At 65.0% G+C, this 17,081-nt stretch carries 15 protein-coding genes; 7 read left to right on the top strand and 8 right to left on the bottom strand.

What is annotated here, in order from left to right:
- Window positions 1-74 precede the first annotated feature (74 nt).
- The 3 genes from CO731_RS04885 (at window position 75) to CO731_RS04875 (ending at window position 3,595) form a co-directional block, all read left to right on the top strand.
- Window positions 75-1,109 carry an aspartate-semialdehyde dehydrogenase gene (locus tag CO731_RS04885; RefSeq protein WP_108606196.1) on the top strand — a complete coding sequence of 345 codons (1,035 nt, stop codon included), beginning with the start codon at window positions 75-77 and terminating at the stop codon, window positions 1,107-1,109.
- Window positions 1,110-1,281: 172 nt separating this feature from the next.
- Window positions 1,282-2,529 carry a glycosyltransferase gene (locus CO731_RS04880; RefSeq protein WP_108606195.1) on the top strand — a complete coding sequence of 416 codons (1,248 nt, stop codon included), beginning with the start codon at window positions 1,282-1,284 and terminating at the stop codon, window positions 2,527-2,529.
- 160 nt (window positions 2,530-2,689) lie between these two features.
- On the top strand, window positions 2,690-3,595 hold the full coding sequence (locus tag CO731_RS04875) for a bestrophin family ion channel (protein WP_108606194.1): 906 nt from the start codon (window positions 2,690-2,692) through the stop codon (window positions 3,593-3,595).
- On the opposite strand, the gene CO731_RS04870 is transcribed toward CO731_RS04875, so the two are convergent.
- From CO731_RS04870 to ffh, 4 genes are all read right to left on the bottom strand, one after another.
- On the bottom strand, window positions 3,586-4,119 hold the full coding sequence (locus CO731_RS04870; RefSeq protein WP_108606193.1) for a cupin domain-containing protein: 534 nt from the start codon (window positions 4,117-4,119) through the stop codon (window positions 3,586-3,588). The two genes, CO731_RS04875 and CO731_RS04870, sit on opposite strands and share 10 nt — an antisense overlap.
- Window positions 4,120-4,286: 167 nt before the next feature.
- Window positions 4,287-4,679 (bottom strand): 30S ribosomal protein S16, encoded by a 393-nt coding sequence (rpsP, locus tag CO731_RS04865; RefSeq protein ID WP_108606192.1) that lies wholly within the window; start codon window positions 4,677-4,679, stop codon window positions 4,287-4,289.
- Between the two features lie 55 nt (window positions 4,680-4,734).
- Entirely contained in the window at window positions 4,735-5,061 is a 327-nt protein-coding gene (locus CO731_RS04860) for a chorismate mutase (protein ID WP_108606191.1), read from the bottom strand.
- A 10-nt stretch (window positions 5,062-5,071) separates the two neighbouring features.
- Window positions 5,072-6,652, bottom strand: coding sequence for a signal recognition particle protein (gene ffh, locus CO731_RS04855; protein WP_108606190.1), 1,581 nt, complete (start codon window positions 6,650-6,652; stop codon window positions 5,072-5,074).
- A gap of 344 nt (window positions 6,653-6,996) precedes the next feature.
- On the opposite strand from ffh, the gene CO731_RS04850 reads away from it, so the two are divergent.
- Both CO731_RS04850 and CO731_RS04845 read left to right on the top strand, forming a co-directional pair.
- Complete coding sequence (locus tag CO731_RS04850) at window positions 6,997-8,739, top strand: EAL domain-containing protein (RefSeq protein ID WP_245439625.1); 1,743 nt, start codon at window positions 6,997-6,999, stop codon at window positions 8,737-8,739.
- A gap of 180 nt (window positions 8,740-8,919) precedes the next feature.
- Window positions 8,920-9,645 (top strand): DUF2270 domain-containing protein, encoded by a 726-nt coding sequence (locus CO731_RS04845; RefSeq protein WP_108606189.1) that lies wholly within the window; start codon window positions 8,920-8,922, stop codon window positions 9,643-9,645.
- 41 nt (window positions 9,646-9,686) lie between these two features.
- Here the strand turns inward: CO731_RS04845 and CO731_RS04840 are convergent, their stop codons facing one another.
- Both CO731_RS04840 and CO731_RS04835 read right to left on the bottom strand, forming a co-directional pair.
- Complete coding sequence (locus tag CO731_RS04840) at window positions 9,687-10,292, bottom strand: DUF1236 domain-containing protein (RefSeq protein ID WP_108606188.1); 606 nt, start codon at window positions 10,290-10,292, stop codon at window positions 9,687-9,689.
- Between the two features lie 116 nt (window positions 10,293-10,408).
- Window positions 10,409-11,644 (bottom strand): NAD(P)/FAD-dependent oxidoreductase, encoded by a 1,236-nt coding sequence (locus CO731_RS04835; protein ID WP_108606187.1) that lies wholly within the window; start codon window positions 11,642-11,644, stop codon window positions 10,409-10,411.
- A gap of 166 nt (window positions 11,645-11,810) precedes the next feature.
- Here CO731_RS04835 and CO731_RS04830 point away from each other — a divergent pair, with 166 nt between their 5' ends.
- Window positions 11,811-12,629: a lytic transglycosylase domain-containing protein gene (locus CO731_RS04830; protein WP_108606186.1), complete on the top strand. Its 819-nt coding sequence runs from the start codon at window positions 11,811-11,813 to the stop codon at window positions 12,627-12,629.
- 127 nt (window positions 12,630-12,756) lie between these two features.
- Window positions 12,757-13,275, top strand: a complete 519-nt coding sequence (locus CO731_RS04825) for a hypothetical protein (protein ID WP_159091563.1) — start codon at window positions 12,757-12,759, stop codon at window positions 13,273-13,275.
- Window positions 13,276-13,325: 50 nt separating this feature from the next.
- On the opposite strand, the gene CO731_RS04820 is transcribed toward CO731_RS04825, so the two are convergent.
- Together CO731_RS04820 and CO731_RS04815 are read right to left on the bottom strand one after the other, a co-directional pair.
- On the bottom strand, window positions 13,326-14,543 hold the full coding sequence (locus CO731_RS04820; RefSeq protein WP_108606184.1) for an argininosuccinate synthase: 1,218 nt from the start codon (window positions 14,541-14,543) through the stop codon (window positions 13,326-13,328).
- A 173-nt stretch (window positions 14,544-14,716) separates the two neighbouring features.
- A complete protein-coding gene (locus tag CO731_RS04815; RefSeq protein ID WP_108609625.1) occupies window positions 14,717-17,023 on the bottom strand; it encodes a Tex family protein in 2,307 nt (768 codons plus the stop codon).
- Between the last annotated feature and the right edge of the window lie 58 nt (window positions 17,024-17,081).

Here is a 17,081-nt window from a genome sequence, read left to right as displayed (position 1 = left end):
CCCGGGGGATGAAGCCCGCAACGGCCAGCGGGTTTTCTCCAGAAGCGAGCGGAGAGGGACAGGAGATTTTCGATATGGGTTTCAAGGTTGCAGTCGTCGGCGCCACGGGCAATGTCGGCCGGGAAATGCTCAACATCCTCGAGGAACGCGGCTTTCCGGTCGATGAGATCGTCGCACTGGCCTCGCGCCGCTCGCTCGGCACCGAAGTGTCGTTCGGCGACAAGACGCTGAAGGTCAAGGTTCTCGACACCTATGACTTCTCCGACACCGATATCTGCATCATGTCGGCCGGTGGCAACATTTCCAAGGAATGGTCGCCCAAGATCGGCAAGCAGGGCTGCGTCGTCATCGATAACTCGTCGGCCTTCCGCTATGACCAGGACGTGCCGCTGATCGTTCCGGAAGTGAACCCGGACGCGATTGCCGGCTTCACCAAGAAGAACATCATCGCCAACCCGAACTGCTCGACGGCCCAGCTGGTCGTGGCGCTCAAGCCGCTGCACGACGCAGCCACCATCAAGCGCATCGTCGTATCCACCTACCAGTCTGTTTCGGGCGCCGGCAAGGAAGGCATGGACGAGCTGTTCACCCAGACGCGCGCCGTCTTCGTCGCCGACCCGGTCGAAGCCAAGAAGTTCACCAAGCGCATCGCCTTCAACGTCATTCCGCACATCGACGTCTTCATGGACGACGGCTCGACCAAGGAAGAGTGGAAGATGGTCGCCGAGACCAAGAAGATGCTCGATCCCAAGATCAAGCTGACCGCCACCTGCGTACGCGTGCCGGTGTTCATCGGCCACTCGGAAGCCGTCAACATCGAATTCGACAAGCCGATCACCGCCGACGAGGCACGCGACATCCTGCGCGAAGCACCGGGGTGCCTGGTCATCGACAAGCGCGAGGACGGCGGCTACGCCACCCCGCTCGACTCGGCCGGCGAGGATGCGACCTACATCTCGCGCATCCGCGAGGACCAGACCATCGACAACGGCCTGTCGATGTGGATCGTCTCCGACAATCTACGCAAGGGTGCCGCCCTCAACGCCGTGCAGATCGCCGAACTGCTGGTCGAGCGCGGCCTGATTGCGCCAAAGAAGAAGGCAGCCTGAGGCCAGCCTCGGAAAAGTGCCGCGTCGGGCATGGCCTGCGACGCGGCACGACACGATTTGATGCCGGGGCGTGCGCCTCGGTGTCGGTCTCAAGCTTGACCCCGATTCCGGCTACGCTACATTAGCATTGCTTGATGGGCGGTGCGGGCGCCAGCAATCGGGACCACCAGCCATGGCGCGTGACAGCGGCGACGCCGCGCATTCCAGCCCTGTGACAGACGCAAACGGCCAAGATCGCCCGCTGCGCATTCTCATGACCAATGCCGTCTTGACCGGCCGCAGCGGCACGGAAACGCTCGTCCGCGACATGGTGCTGGCGCTGCGCCGGCGCGGCCATTCGGTCGTCACCTTCGCGCCCGTGACTGGCCCGGCGGCGGCCGAAATCCGCGCGACGGGCTCGCCGGTGGTGACTTCGCTGGCGCCGCTCAGTGAAGTGCCCGAAATCATTCACGGCCACCACACGGGTCCCACGATCGCCGCCCTCGTCCGCTTTCCCGGCACGCCGGCGGTGTTTGCCTGCCATGACTTCGCCAGCGACCAGGATGCGCCCCCCGTTCATCCCCGCATCAGGCGTTATTTCTATGTGCGCAGCGTGCTGCGCGGTCGGCTTGTCGACGAAAACGGCCTACCGCCGTCACGCGTCACGTTCTGGCCAAACACCATCGACCTCAAGCGCGTCGGTCCCGCCGCACCGGCACCGGTGAAGCTGCACACGGCCGCGATCTTTGCCCACCCCGGCACCATTCCCTTCGCCAACTTGATTGCCGAAGCGTGCGAACGGCGCGGCATCGCCTTCCGCGGCGAATTGGTGGCAAAGGCAGCCGACGATGTCGTCAAGCGCCTCGATGGTGTCGACCTGGTCTTCGCCAGCGGACGAATGGCGCTCGAAGCGCTGGCCAAAGGCCGCGCCGTCATCAACGCCGACCGTTTCGGCATCGGCGGCCTGGTGACCAGGCAACGGCTCGACGGTTTCGCTGCCGTCAACTTTGCCTATGGCGCGCTTTCCGAAGCAGCGTCACCTGAAGTCCTGGACAGGGAAATCGCCGCCTATCGGCCAGACGACGCAGCCGGCGTGACCCAGCATGTCAGGCGGAACTTCAACAGCGACGAAGGCGCACGGCAACTCGAGGCGATCTATCGCGCGGTCCTTTCCGAACGGGATTGGCCCAGGAAGATCGCCTCCGAGGAGGATTTGGCCCTGGCCGCGATCCTCGAAATGTTTCTCCAGCAGAACCGTATCTTCGACCCCCGCTTCATCAAGCTGCGCGAAGGGGTGGGACCAAGCGAGGAGTTTCATTTCGCCATGGGCGAACTCTCGGGCAGGACCGCGGAGCTGGCAGCCGAGGTTCGCAAGCTTCGCCGCGGCGGTCCGTTCCGCAGTCTGTTGGAACTGTTGGCCGGCAAGAACACACGTCGCTGAACGCTGGCCGGCCCAGCAAATGGCGGTAGCCCGCGTCGAGCGGCCAAGTGACTGAATCATTTCGACGAAACTGGCACCGACGTCGCATTTTGAGGTGACTTCCCGATAGCCTTCGGCGCACAATGGCGGCCTCACGGCACCGCCAGAGGTTTCCGCCCACATGATCGTCCGTCCCCGCACCGGCCTGCTGAAACTGTTCTTCGTCATGCGCGGGTCCGTCGTGCCGCGCATCCTGCCGCAGATCTTCGGCTTCGCGCTCTACGGCGCTGTGGTGGTAGCGGCAATCAAGGCGCTCGATCTCAACCTGGGTGACGCCGGCGTCGCACCCTTCGCCCTGCTTGGCGTCGCGCTGTCGATCTATCTCGGTTTCCGCAACAACGCCGCCTATGACCGCTGGTGGGAGGCGCGCAAGCTTTGGGGCCAGCTGGTCTTCGAGATCCGGAACCTGTCGCGCGCCGCCAACGCGATGATTTCGGACCGCGACGAGCTGCGGCCGTTCCTGATGGATGCGCTGGCCTTCTGCCACTTCCTGCGCGGCGAACTGCGCCGCGTCGACACGCGCGAGGCAGCCCGCCCCTTCATCGGCGACGCCGTCGACGAGATCCATGCCGCCACCAACAAGCCGGACGCCACCATCCGCCGCATGGGCACGAGGCTCGCCCTGCTCAAGCGCGCCAAGGTTCTGGAAGCCATGGACTTTCGCATCCTCGACGAGCGGCTGTCGGCGATCGCCGCCCTGCAGGCGGGCTGCGAACGCATCATGGGCACGCCCCTGCCCTTCGCCTACACGCTGCTCCTGCAGCGCACGGCTTATGTCTTCTGCCTGCTCCTGCCATTCGGCCTGGCGGCGTCCGCTGGCTGGGCGACGCCGCTGTTTACCGCACTGATCGCCTACACCTTCTTCGGCCTCGACGCGCTCTCGGAAGAGCTGGAGGACCCCTTCGGCATGGAGGCCAACGACCTTGCCCTCGACGGCCTGTGCCGCGTCTGCGAGATCTCGGTGTTCGAGGCCTTGGGCGAAACGCCGCCGCCGATGCTGGCCGCCGAGAACTTCTTCTATTCCTGAGGGTGCGCAGCCGGGGTCGCAGTTCCGGCAGCGGTCGTATCGATGCCCTCCCAATAGTCCATCGTCGCCGCCTTGCGGTAGCCCTCCCCGGTCAGCCGGACGCTGACCCGGCCGGAGTCGGGATAGACGATGACATCGTTGGAATCGCGCTCGCCGATGATGAGATAGCGGCAGGGCTCGTTCGTATGGTTGAACAGCGAGTGCCCGACCTTTTGCCCTGCCGGAAAGCAGACATAGTCGCCGGCCTTCATGACATAGGCGCGTGCGCCGAGCCGAAGCGTAAGCGCGCCCTCGAGGATGTAGGCGTGCTCCTCCTCAAGCATGTGATAGTGCGACGGGTTGGATTCCTTGCCCGGCGCGAGTTCTTCCAGCGCCACGCCGACGTGGTCGCCGCCTGCGAAATTGGATAGGTGCCTGAAACTCGAACCGAAACGCTCGCCCTGCGAAAAGGCCTCGAGCGGCACGGATTCCGCCGCGAAGGGCTCGGACACACCGTCGGCATTGATCGAAGTGCTGCTGGACATCGCCTGCTCCTCCTGGCCCGCGCCGTGGCAAGGTGGCGCGGCCACGAGAAACGGTCAAGCGACCGGCTGGCGGCTCGACTGCTGCCAGTTGGGTGAACCAAGGCAGATGCAAACGAAAACGGCGGACCTTGCGGCCCGCCGTTCTCCATTCGCCGGTTGGGCGAAAATTACTCGGCAGAAGCCTCGGCCGGGGCAGCGGCGGCAGCGGCGATCGCTGCGGCTGCATCGTCCTGGGCCTTCTTCAGGGCAGCGAGACGCTCCTGGGCCTTCTTGCCCGGCTCACCCTTGGTCGGGTTCGAGCGGGTTTCGCGCTTCACAAGGCCAGCCTCGTCGAGGAAGCGGGCAACGCGGTCGGTCGGCAGCGCGCCGTTCGCCATCCAATGCTTGACGCGGTCGCCGTCGATCTTGACGCGATCGCCATCCTTGGGCAGCAGCGGGTTCCAGGCGCCGATCGCCTCGATGAAGCGGCCGTCGCGCGGGCTGCGGGCGTCGGCGATGACGATGTGGTAGTAGGGGCGCTTCTTCGAGCCGGCGCGGGCCAGGCGGATCTTAAGGGACATTGTCTTACTCCTGAATAGTTCTGTCTTGGGTTTGGTATGTTCTGCTTGTTCCGCCTCAGGCGGAGGTAGTCCTGTCTGAGCCACCGTTATGTTCGGCGGCCAGCATTTCATGATGCCGGATCACCTCGCGGATGATGAAGTTGAGGAACTTCTCCGCGAAATCCGGATCGAGATGGGCATCGTCGGCCAGACGGCGCAGGCGCTCGATCTGGGTCTGCTCGCGCGCCGGATCGGCCGGCGGCAGGCCATGGGTCGCCTTGAGCACGCCCACCGCCTTGGTGCAGCGGAAGCGCTCGGCGAGCATATGGATCAGGGCGGCATCGATGTTGTCGATCGAGGCACGCAGTTCCTGGAGCTGCGCCTGAGGATTGATATCGGTCATCGCGCGCTCCTCACTTCTTCTTGCCGAGGCCGGGCAGGCCGCCGCCGAGGCCCGGAAGCTTCATGCCGCCAGGCAGGCCCGGCAAACCGCCACCTGGAAGTCCGCCGCCGGGCAGGCCCTTGAGGCCCTTGCCGAGGCCGGCGGCTTCCGCCTGCTTCTGCAGCGCTTCGAGCTGCTTGGGATCCATCTTCGACAGGTCGGGCATGCCGCCCATGCCCGGCATCATGCCACCGAGGCCCATCTTTGAAGCAAGGCCGCCCATCATGCCGCGCATGAGACCGCCGCCTTTGCCCTTGCCGCCCATGGCCTTCATCATGTCGGCCATCTGGCGATGCATCTTGAGCAGCTTGTTGATTTCGGCCGCATCGGTCCCGGAACCGGCGGCGATGCGCTTCTTGCGCGAGTGCTTGAGGACGTCGGGGTTGGCGCGCTCGGCCTTGGTCATCGACGAGATGATGGCGATCTGGCGGCCGAACATCTTGTCGTCCAGGCCGGCCGAAGCCATCTGGTCCTTCATCTTGCCCATGCCTGGCATCATGCCCATGATGCCGCCCATGCCGCCCATCTTCTGCATCTGGCCAAGCTGGTCGGCGAGGTCGTTCAGGTCGAACTTGCCCGACTGCATCTTCTTGGCCATCGCCGCGGCCTTTTCCGCGTCGATGTTTTCGGCTGCCTTCTCGACCAGCGAAACGATGTCGCCCATGCCGAGGATGCGGTCGGCGATGCGCTTGGGATAGAACTCCTCCAGCGCTTCCATCTTCTCGCCGACGCCGATCAGCTTGATCGGCTTGCCGGTGACGGCACGCATCGAAAGCGCGGCACCGCCACGGCCGTCGCCGTCCATGCGGGTCAGCACCAGGCCAGTGATGCCGACGCGGTCGTCGAAATTCTTGGCGAGGTTGACGGCGTCCTGGCCGGTCAGCGAGTCGGCGACGAGCAGGATCTCGTGCGGGTCCGACACCTTGCGGATGTCGGCCATCTCGGCCATCAGCGGCTCGTCGATATGGGTACGGCCGGCGGTATCGAGGATGACGACGTCATGGCCGCCGAGCTTGGCCGCCTGGACGGCGCGCTTGGCGATGTCGACCGGTGACTGGCCGGTAATGACGGGAAGGGTGGCAACCTTTGTCTGCTCGCCGAGCTGGCGCAGCTGCTCCTGCGCTGCCGGACGGCGCGTGTCGAGCGAGGCCATCAGGACCTTCTTGCCCTGGCGCTCGGTCAGCCGCTTGGCGATCTTGGCCGAGGTCGTCGTCTTGCCCGAGCCCTGCAGGCCGACCATCATGATGACAACCGGCGCCGGCGCATTGAGGTCGATGGCGACGCCTTCGGAGCCGAGCATCTCGATCAGCTCGTCATGGACGATCTTGACGACCATCTGTCCGGGCTTGATCGATTTCAGGACCGCCGCGCCGACCGCCTTCTCGCGGACGCGATCGGTGAAGGAGCGGACCACTTCGAGTGCGACGTCCGCTTCGAGCAAGGCACGACGAACCTCGCGCAGGGCAGCCGAGACATCGGCTTCCGACAGCGCGCCACGGCCGGTCAGGCCGTTGAGGATCGATCCAAGTCGCTCTTGCAGCGATTCAAACATTCAACTTCCCTTCTCTCAGCCAACCGGTGGCGAACCGAGAGGTAATGCCTCTGCGACTGCGAACCAAACCAAAAAGCACCCGGGGGCGCACTGCGCTGCCGGGTGTTGGCCTCCGGGATCGTTTTGTGCCGCTAAGGGCGTCCCGGTCGGCCGCTCGGAGTGGAACTCGTCGCGGAATTTGTGGGCTGTAGACAGGAAAAAGGCCAGAGAGTCAAGAGAAGGCACATTTCCCGCGAGCTTTCGAACCATTCGCGGCGCGACGGTCAATCCCTGTTAAGACTTGCCCTCTAGTGTGCCGCCTGCCGGGGGGCTCTATATGCATTTTATAAGGGTGTTTTGCCACCATGTGTGACCATGCGGCCGGCTCGCATGTCGTATCCCCGGGAGGCGATCGCATTTCCGACTCGTCGCTGGGCGGATTTGTCGAAAACATCGAATTCGCGCTGGTCGTCATCGACGCCTCGGGAAACATCACCTTCGTCAACAAATCCGCCGAGCGCATGTTCGGGTACGCCAGGTCCGACATGGTCGGCCACACGCTCGACCTGATCATTCCACCCAGGTTGCGCGGTGCCCACAACGCTGGCATCGCGCGCGTCGGCTCCGGCACTCCGTCGAAGCTGACCGGCAAGACGGTCGAGGTGGCAGCGCTTCGGCGCGACGGCAGCGAGTTCCCTATCGAGCTGTCGCTTTCGGTCTGGCACGGGCCGGACGGCGTATCGATGGGCGGCATGATCCGCGACATCTCCGACCGGCGGCAGCGCGACATGCGCCTGCATCGCCTTGCCCATCAGGACACGCTGACCGGCCTGCCGAACCGTTTCCAGTTCGACACGCGCCTCGAGGAAGCGCTTGCCGCCGGCGAGCAAACGGCCGTGCTGCTGATCGACCTCGACGGCTTCAAGAAGGTCAACGACACGTTGGGCCACGCCACCGGCGACACACTGCTGCAGGCCCTCGCCGTGCGGCTGCCCGCAGCACTCGAGGCTAATGCCATGGTGGCCCGTCTCGGCAGTGACGAGTTCGCCGTATTGCTGCGCGGGACCGGCAGCCCCTCAGCCGGCGAGGCAGCCGCAAACAGCCTGCTCCAGTCGTTCGAAAAGCCTTTCGAGATCGGCGACCACCTGATCAAGCTCGGCGTCAGCATCGGCGGCGCCGTGGCCCCAAGCGACGGCGGCGACGCCGAGGAGCTGCTGGCCAGCGCCGACCTTGCGCTCTACCGAGCGCGGCAGCAGGGCAATTCCTACCGCATGTTCGAACCGGACATGCGCAACGCGGTCGCTGCCCGGCGCGCCTTGCAGGACGAGCTGTTGCGGGCAATCGGAGCCGGCGAATTCGTGTTGCACTACCAGCCGCAGGTGTGCCTGGAGAGCGGCAAGGTGCTGGGCGCCGAGGCGCTGTTGCGCTGGAACCATCCTTCGCGCGGACTGCTTTCGCCTGCCGACTTCCTTGCCGTGCTTGAATCGCATTCCGGCGCGCTGACCGTCGGCGGCTGGATCCTCGACGAGGCATGTCGCCAGTCGGCGGAATGGCGCGCCCGCGGGCTGGCCCCCATCTCCATGGCGGTCAACCTGTTTGCGGTGCAGGTCAATGCGGGAAATCTGGCGGAAACCGTGCTGACCACGCTGGCCCGCCACGGGCTGCCGGCCGACGCCCTGGAACTGGAAGTGACCGAGACCATCGCCCTCGACCATGAAGAGCGCACGCTGGCACCGTTCCGCAAGCTGGGCGAGGCAGGCGTCGGCCTTGCCTTCGACGATTTCGGCACCGGCCATGCCGCGCTCAGCACCATCAAGCGCTTTCCGCTGACGCTGCTCAAGATCGATCGCAGCTTCATCCGCGACATGCTGAGCCAGCCACAAGATGCCGCGATCGTCCGCGCGGTGCTCGGCATGGCTAGGGACATGGGGCTGGCCGTCGTCGCCGAGGGCATCGAGACGCGCGCGCAGGAAGCCGCCCTCTACGCCATGGGCTGCCGTGTCGGACAAGGCTATCTCTACTCCAGGGCGCTGCCGGCGGCGGATTTCGAACACTTGATGAAGCGTCCGGCCAAGGCAGCCAGGAAAGCAGCCGCGGCGAAAATCTGAACCTTTGTCGTCGATTTCCGCGCGATCCCCTCGCAACAGGTATAGGATTTGCGCCGGCGCAGGATATTCGGGCCCCCAGCGTGGCCTGCCGCCGAGACAGCCGCAAACCCGTCGGCCCGGCCCGCGCCGCAACAGCATCGCCAGGAGGCTTGTGCCCTTCCTGATGCAGGCACTCCGGGGATGTCCAGGGAGGCTGCCATGCCCGAAAGCGCCAGTTCATCTTTGCCACAGCAGGTCGCGCTGCTGCCTTCAACCTCGACCGAAATCGTCAACACCATGGCACATTACCATCGCGCCGAAATGGCCAGGATGGCCGGGTGGCGCGACCGGATAGACCAGACGAGCAACTGGGCGATCACGGTGGTGGCCGCGATGATGTCGGTGTCCCTGTCGACACCCAACGCTCATCACGGCGTGCTCCTGTTTGCCATGCTGCTCATTTTCCTGCTGCTTTGGATCGAAGCACGGCGCTACCGCTTCTTTGACGTCTATCGGTCGCGCGTCCGCACTTTCGAACGGTATTACTTCGCACCGATTTTCTCGCCTGAGGCCGGGGAAACCGCAAATTGGCGCCAGATGCTTGGCGACAGCCTCCGGGAGCCGCAGTTTCGCATCTCCTACGCCGATGCCTTCTCGCGGCGGCTGAGACGCAATTACATCTGGATGTTCCTGATCCTGCTGCTCGCATGGGTGCTCAAGATTTCGACGCCCAAGCTGCAGGTCTCCGGCGGCAGCAGGGACCTTGTCTCATCGCTGTGGGAGGTAGCGGCCAATGCCAGCCTTGGCCTTGCACCAGGCTGGTTGATCCTGACAGGCGTCGCGGGGTTCTACTTCTGGCTGCTCTACGTTTCGTTCCGACCGCTTGACGACGCGGCTGAAAGCGCGCTGGCACAGGTCCATGTATGAAGTGGCGAGGCCGCCGGACAGGTGCCCGGCGGCCGCTTCACTCAGCGCATCACATAGACGACGCGCCGCGTCGACGGTTCGACCAGCACCGGTTGGCCGTTCACATAGACATAGCGGTACTCGGAGTCGGGGATTTCAGTCAGTTCGACTGTATCGGGCAATCCGGCGCCGACGACGACTTCGCCGTCCAGATAGACCGGCTCGATCCGGTTGTCTGTCACATAGGTGCGGACCTCGGCGGGGGGATCGATGGCCGGCATGGCTTCGCCGGCGATGATCGCGCCCGTCGTCCCATCTATGACGACATCGGCGCCGCCGGCTGGCGGATCGACGACCACGATGCCTGAATCGGCCGGGCGTGCCGATAGCACGACCTGCTGGCCGCCGAAATCACCGACCAGATAGTCGGAATAGACCCAGCCCTCGCCGCCTGAATCGGCGACGCTGCACCATTTGCTGCTTTCGAGGCAGCCGCGCAGCGTTGTGGCCTGGCCGGCACCGATGACGCCGACAACCGGGTATTGCGGGCCAGGGCCGGCACGGACATTGAGATCGGTGGCCGCCTGGACCGCGACATCTGCAAATGACGGGCCGGAGAAGGCGAGAAGCGCGCCCGCCACAGCGGGAAACAACAGCTTGGTTTTCATTTTTTCGCTCCGTTTTCTTGGTCCCTCAGGAGGCGAAAACGGCCCAAGCACCTGTCAGTTCCGACCCAGGGGACCGGTTCCGCTCACGAATTGTAGCATGTTCATATGTGCCGGCGTTACGCGGCGAGTTGCGCAACGACCTGCCTGGCGACTGCTTCGCCCGACAGCCGGGCGCCGCCGCAGGTCTGGATCAGCGGTCCGGCAAGGTGCTCGCCGGCAAAGAAGATGCGCTCGCCAACCGGCTGCATCAATGCCGCGCGCGCCCCTGAGCGGCCTGGCCGCGCCGCGGCATAGGCGCCCCTGACATAACGTTCGGCGCCCCAGTTTGTCATCATCGCGCGACCTACATGCCGGCGGGTGTCGTTGCCGAATATCTCGCACAGCCGGTCCGTGGCGAAGTCGATGCCGGCAGCTTCGCCGGCAGCCGACAGCTCCCAGGCAAAGTCGCCGCCGACAAAACCGACCATCAGGTCGAGATCGAACGGAAAGCCGAGGAAATAGATGTCATGCCGCGCCGTGCGCTCGACCAGAAGGTCGTCGAAGGCATTGAGTCCGAGGCGGCTGCCCCTGATTTCAACCGGCAGCTTGGTCAGCATGCCCATCGGCAGGTCGAAAAACGCGGCCATGTGGCTGTCGGGAAGGGCCGGCGAAAAGACGATCTCCTCGAAGGCCAGTACCCCGGGCGATGCCGTGACGATGGCCGCGCTGGCGCGCAGCGTGCCACGGTCGGTGAGACAGGCGACACCGGCACCGTCCCAGTCGATCCGGGTTACCGGCGTGGCAAGTTCGACCGGTACGTCGGCGCCGAAACGCGCAACGAGTGCGCCATAGCCTTCCCTGGTGAAGTAGTTGGGGTCGAGGTCGGCGGCATTCCTGAAGTCGGCGATGGAGATCTCGTCCTCGTCGGCGCCGAAATCCATCGGCCCGCAGAAGGTGGCGGCGGCGCGCGACGACCGCCCCTTGGCCAGCAGCGCACCAAGGCGATCATCCATGTCGCTGTGGTTTTCCAGCAGCGCTGCCATCGCAGCGTCCGCTGCCTTGACCTCGGCTTCCTCGGCCTCGCTCGCCTTGCGGTTGCGGTAGTAGAGATGGTCGATGTTCATGTCGTGATGATGCATCGTCCATCCGGCGGCCTGAGCCTCGGGGAAATAGGGGTTGCGGTCGGCGGCATGCAGCCAGGCGCAGCCGATGTCGAAGGGCACACCGAAATGCCGGTTGCTGGTCCAGGCGCGACCGCCGATGCGGTCCATCGCCTCCAGCACCTTGAAGCTCAAACCGGCTGAACGCAGCACTTTTGCCGCCGAAAGGCCCGCAGAACCGGCGCCGATGATCACAACATCGACATCTTTCATGGTTTTTCCCCGCTCTCGCCACATTCACCGCTTGATCGTATGCGAGTTTTTTGCCACCAGCCATTGCAAGACGGTGGGGACGTAAACGCCTTCTTAACGATGACAAGAGAGCGTTCGGCTGGCAACATCCCTCCCAGGGGAATGATTCAGGCATCAGGAGAACGGCATGGCAGTACTTGCCAAGGTGAAGACTTTTGCTGCAGCCTCCGCCGTTCTGGCGGTGACAGCTGGTGGCGCATACGCCGCCCAGTGCGGCAACAACGCGGGCGGCTTCGAGGCATGGAAGGCCGATTTCGCTCAGGAGGCGGCGGCGAACGGCATCAGCGGCAACGCGCTCAACGCGCTTGCCAAGACGACCTACGCAACCAAGACCATCTATGCCGACCGCAACCAGAAGAGCTTCAAGCTCTCGCTCGACCAGTTCATGGCCAAGCGTGGCGGCAAGACGATTGCCTCCAAGGGCAAGACCATCAAGAAGCAGAACGCGGCGCTGTTCCAGAGCATCGAGGCGCGTTATGGCGTGCCGGCCGGCCCGCTGATCGCGATCTGGGGCATGGAAACCGGCTTTGGCGGGTTCCTCGGCAACCAGCACACGCTGTCGGCCGTGGCGACGCTGGCCTACGACTGCCGCCGGTCGGAATATTTCACCGATCAGCTCTATGCCGCGCTCAAGCTCGTCCAGAACGGCACGCTGAGCCCCAGCGCCGTTGGTGCCGCGCATGGCGAGATCGGCCAGACCCAGTTCCTGCCGGTCAACGTGCTGAAATTCGGCGCCGACGGCGACGGCAACGGCAAGATCGACATGGTCCGCTCCAAGGCCGACGCGCTCGCCTCGACGGCCAACTTCCTGCGCGGCCACGGCTGGAGCGCCGGCGGCGGCTATCAGCCCGGCCAGGCCAATTTCGGCGCCTTGCAGGGCTGGAACGCGGCCAGCGTCTACCAGCAGGCGATCGCCATCATCGGCGCCGAGATCGACGGCAACTGACCAAGGCGGCCGTTTGGCAGGTGTCAGGATGGTTCGCCATCCTGCTGGCCAAGGGGCGACCATCGGCGCATATTGAATGAACCCGGCGGAGACGTCGGGTTTTTTCGATGCGGCCGAGGAACGAACGATGAACGCTCTCAACGCATTGCCGGGCGACCTTTCCGCCTACGGCAATATTCAGGGCTACAGCCACTACCCCAAGTCAGTCACACCTGGTCTCGCCGTGCCGGCAGGCGGCGGGCTGCTCAAATGGTATGACATTGCCGAAGATGCGACGCCCGTGACGCGCGAAACCTGCGCTTTGGCGCAGCGCTTCCTGGCAGCCGAAACGGTGACCAGGCGCCTCAACCTCAAGGGCGAGCTCGGCTTCGTCATCCTGCACCGCTGCGGCGCCGATTTTCACTTCCTTCTGGTGAGTTCGTGGCGCCATGCCAACGAGATGTGGGAGACGGTCTATGCCAAGACCGCGGACGCTCCCGATTTCTCGCTGTTTGCACTGCCCGGGCCGCACCGGGCGACATTCTGCGTCTGGGAGCTTGCGGCGGTCGACCACGAACGCCAGGCCTTCGTCCGCTATCTGTTTTCAACACGCGACGACGCCGCCAAGCGGGCCTATCTCGCCGACATGTATCGGGGCGAGGCCTGAAACGAAAGGAGGCGCCGAAGCGCCTCCAAACTGCCAGATTTTGGCTGATCTCACCGGTTGCGCGCGGCCAGCGTGCGCAGGCGCAGCGCATTAAGCTTGATGAAGCCGGCGGCATCCTTCTGGTCGTAGGCGCCCTGGTCGTCCTCGAAGGTGACCAGCTTGTCCGAGTACAGCGACTTCGCGCTCTCGCGGCCGATGACCATGACGTTGCCCTTGTAGAGCTTGAGCGTCACTTCGCCTTCGACATGCTCCTGGCTCCTGTCGATCGCCGCCTGCAACATCTCGCGCTCGGGCGAGAACCAGAAGCCGTAGTAAATCAGCTCGGCATAGCGCGGCATCAGCTCGTCCTTGAGGTGCGCGGCACCACGGTCGAGCGTGATCGACTCGATGGCGCGGTGCGCCGACAGCAGGATCGTGCCGCCGGGGGTCTCGTAGACGCCGCGGCTCTTCATGCCGACGAAGCGGTTCTCGACCAGGTCGAGGCGGCCGATGCCGTTGTCGCGGCCATAGTCGTTGAGCTTGGCCAGCAGGGTGGCCGGCGACAGGCGCTCGCCGTTGATCGACACGGCATCGCCCTTTTCGAAGCCGATCTTGATGACCGTCGCCTTGTCCGGTGCTGCCTCAGGCGAAATCGTGCGCATGTGCACGTATTCGGGCGCCTCGACGGCCGGGTCTTCCAGAACCTTGCCCTCGGAGGACGAGTGCAGGAGGTTGGCATCGACCGAGAAGGGGGCCTCGCCCTTCTTGTCCTTGGCGACCGGGATCTGGTGCTTTTCAGCGAAGTCGAGCAGGTCGGTGCGCGACTTGAACGACCAGTCGCGCCATGGTGCGATGATCTTGATGTCGGGGTTCAGCGCGTAGGCCGACAGCTCGAAGCGGACCTGGTCGTTGCCCTTGCCGGTGGCGCCATGGGCGATGGCGTCGGCGCCGGTCTTGCGGGCGATGTCGACGAGATGCTTGGAGATCAGCGGACGCGCGATCGAGGTGCCGAGCAGGTAGACGCCTTCATAGACGGCGTTGGCGCGGAACATCGGGAAGACGAAGTCGCGGACGAACTCCTCGCGCACGTCCTCGATGAAGATCTCCTTGATCCCCATCATCTCGGCCTTCTTGCGCGCCGGCTCGAGTTCCTCGCCCTGGCCGAGATCGGCGGTGAAGGTGACGACCTCCGCATTGAGTTCAGTCTGCAGCCACTTCAGGATGATCGATGTGTCGAGGCCACCGGAATAGGCGAGCACGACCTTCTTGACGTCTTTCCACTTGGACATGGGATCACGGCACCTTTCGCATGCGGCCCAGGGCCGCGTTTTCCCGGGCTTTCTAAGCACGAACGGCGAGCCGGGCAAGGGCGATCATGCCGCTGCGACAGCCTCTCTCTACCTCCACCCCCGATCCGCTGCGTGGATCGACCCTCCCCGCAAGGGGAGGGTATGAAGCCGCCTTACTTACGCTTCATCGCCTCGAGCAGCGCCGCGCCGAACGCACCTTGCTGCTCAGGCTTGTTCTGCTGCGGCTTGGGCAACGAGGCGAACTTCATGTCGCGGCCCTTGGCGGGGGCTGCCGAGCGGGGTGCGGGCTCGCCGCCGTCCTTGCGCATGGTCAGCCCGATGCGCTTGCGCGGGATGTCGACCTCGACGACGCGGACCTTCACCACGTCGCCCGCCTTCACCACCTCGTGTGGGTCCTTCACGAACTTGTCGGCGAGCTGCGACACATGGACAAGCCCGTCCTGGTGCACGCCGATGTCGACGAAGGCGCCGAAGGCGGCGACGTTGGTGACGGTTCCCTCGAGCAACATGCCCGGCTTCAGGTCCTTGATGTCGTCGACACCGTCGGCGAAGGTCGCGGTCTTGAAGCCCGGACGCGGATCGCGGCCCGGCTTTTCCAGCTCGGCGATGATGTCGCGCACCGTCGGCAGGCCGAAACGCTCATCGACGAAGGCGCGCGGATCGATCGCCTTCAGCGCGGCGCTGTCGCCCATCAACTGGCGCAGGTCACGGCCGCAGGACGCCACGATCTTCTTGGCCACGCCATAGGCTTCGGGGTGGACCGACGATGAGTCGAGCGGTTCCTTGCCGTCGCGGATACGCAGGAAGCCAGCGCATTGCTCGAAGGCACGCTGGCCGAGCCGTGGCACGGCGAGCAGGTCGCGGCGCGTGGCAAAGGCGCCCGAGGCGTCGCGATGCGCCACGATCGACTCGGCGAGCGACGGCCCGAGACCGGAGACGCGGGCGAGAAGGGGGGCGGAGGCCGTGTTGAGGTCGACGCCGACGGCGTTCACCGCGTCTTCGACCACCGCTTCGAGCGAACGGCCGAGCCGATACTGGTCGACGTCGTGCTGGTACTGGCCGACGCCGATCGACTTGGGTTCGATCTTGACCAGCTCGGCGAGCGGGTCCTGCAGGCGCCGCGCGATGGACACTGCACCACGCAGCGACACGTCGAGATTGGGGAATTCGGCCGCAGCCGTGGCGGACGCCGAATAGACAGAGGCCCCGGCCTCGCTGACGATGACCTTGGTCGGCTTGGGCGCCGGCATGTCCGTCAGCAAGTCGGCAACGAGACGCTCGGTTTCGCGGCTGCCGGTGCCGTTGCCGATGGCGATCAGCTCGACCTTGTGGCGGATGATCAGCCGGGCAAGCTCGGCCTGAGTGCCGCGCACGTCGTTCCTGGGCGGGAAGGGGTAGACGGTGGTGGTGTCGAGCACCTTGCCGGTGGCATCGATGACCGCCACCTTGACGCCGGTGCGGATGCCCGGATCGAGACCCATAGTGGCGCGCGAGCCGGCAGGGGCGGCGAGCAGAAGGTCCTTGAGGTTGCGCGAGAAGACGCGGATCGCCTCTTCCTCGGCGGCCTCGCGCAGATCGCGCATCAGGTCGAGCGACAGCGACAGAGACAGCTTCACGCGCCAGGTCCAGCCGGCGACGGTCATCAGCCACTGGTCGCCGGGCAGCGTCGCGCCAATCGCATAGGCAGCGGCGATCATACGCTCGACCGGCTTGACCGGCGAGGTGTCGTCGGCGTCGATCTCGAGGTCGAGCGACAGCACGTCCTCGTTGCGGCCGCGCAGCATGGCGAGCGCGCGGTGGCTCGGCACCGAGGCCCAGCGTTCGGAATGGTCGAAATAGTCCGAGAACTTGGCGCCCGCCTCCTGCTTGCCGTCGACCACGCGGGCGCGCATGACCGCGCGCTCCTTCATGTGAGTACGCAGGCGGCCCAATAGCTCGGCGTTCTCCGAAATGCCTTCGGCGACGATGTCGCGCGCGCCTTCGAGGGCTGCCTTCACGTCGGCTACGTCGCCGACGACGTAAGGCACGGCCAACTCGGCCGGTACCTTGGAGCGGTCGGCGAGGATCGCTTCGGCGAGCGGCCCGAGCCCGCGCTCCCGCGCGATTTCAGCCTTGGTGCGGCGCTTGGGCTTGTAAGGCAGGTAGATGTCTTCGAGCTCGGCCTTGGTGGCGACGCTGGCGATACGGATCGCCAGCTCGTCGGTCATCTTGCCCTGGCCGGTGATGGATTCGACGATTGCCGCGCGCCGCGCTTCCAGCTCGCGCAGATAGGCGAGCCGTTCGGACAGATCGCGCAGCTGGGTATCGTCGAGGCCGCCGGTGACTTCCTTGCGGTAGCGCGCGACGAAGGGAACAGTCGCACCCTCATCCAGCAGTCCGACTGCCGCAATGACCTGCTCGGCCTTCGCATTGATCTCGGCTGCGATGATCGCAGCGATTTTCCTGATGTCGCCAGCCATGGAATCCTGGTGCCTGTTGAACGGGTGCGCGAACATAGTGACTGCCGGGGCGAACGCC

The sequence above is a fragment of the Aminobacter sp. MSH1 genome (assembly GCF_003071665.1).
Classification (GTDB): Bacteria; Pseudomonadota; Alphaproteobacteria; order Rhizobiales; family Rhizobiaceae; genus Aminobacter; species Aminobacter niigataensis.
Note: the sequence above shows the minus strand (reverse complement) of the source record. Positions and strands in the feature narration are given on the sequence as shown.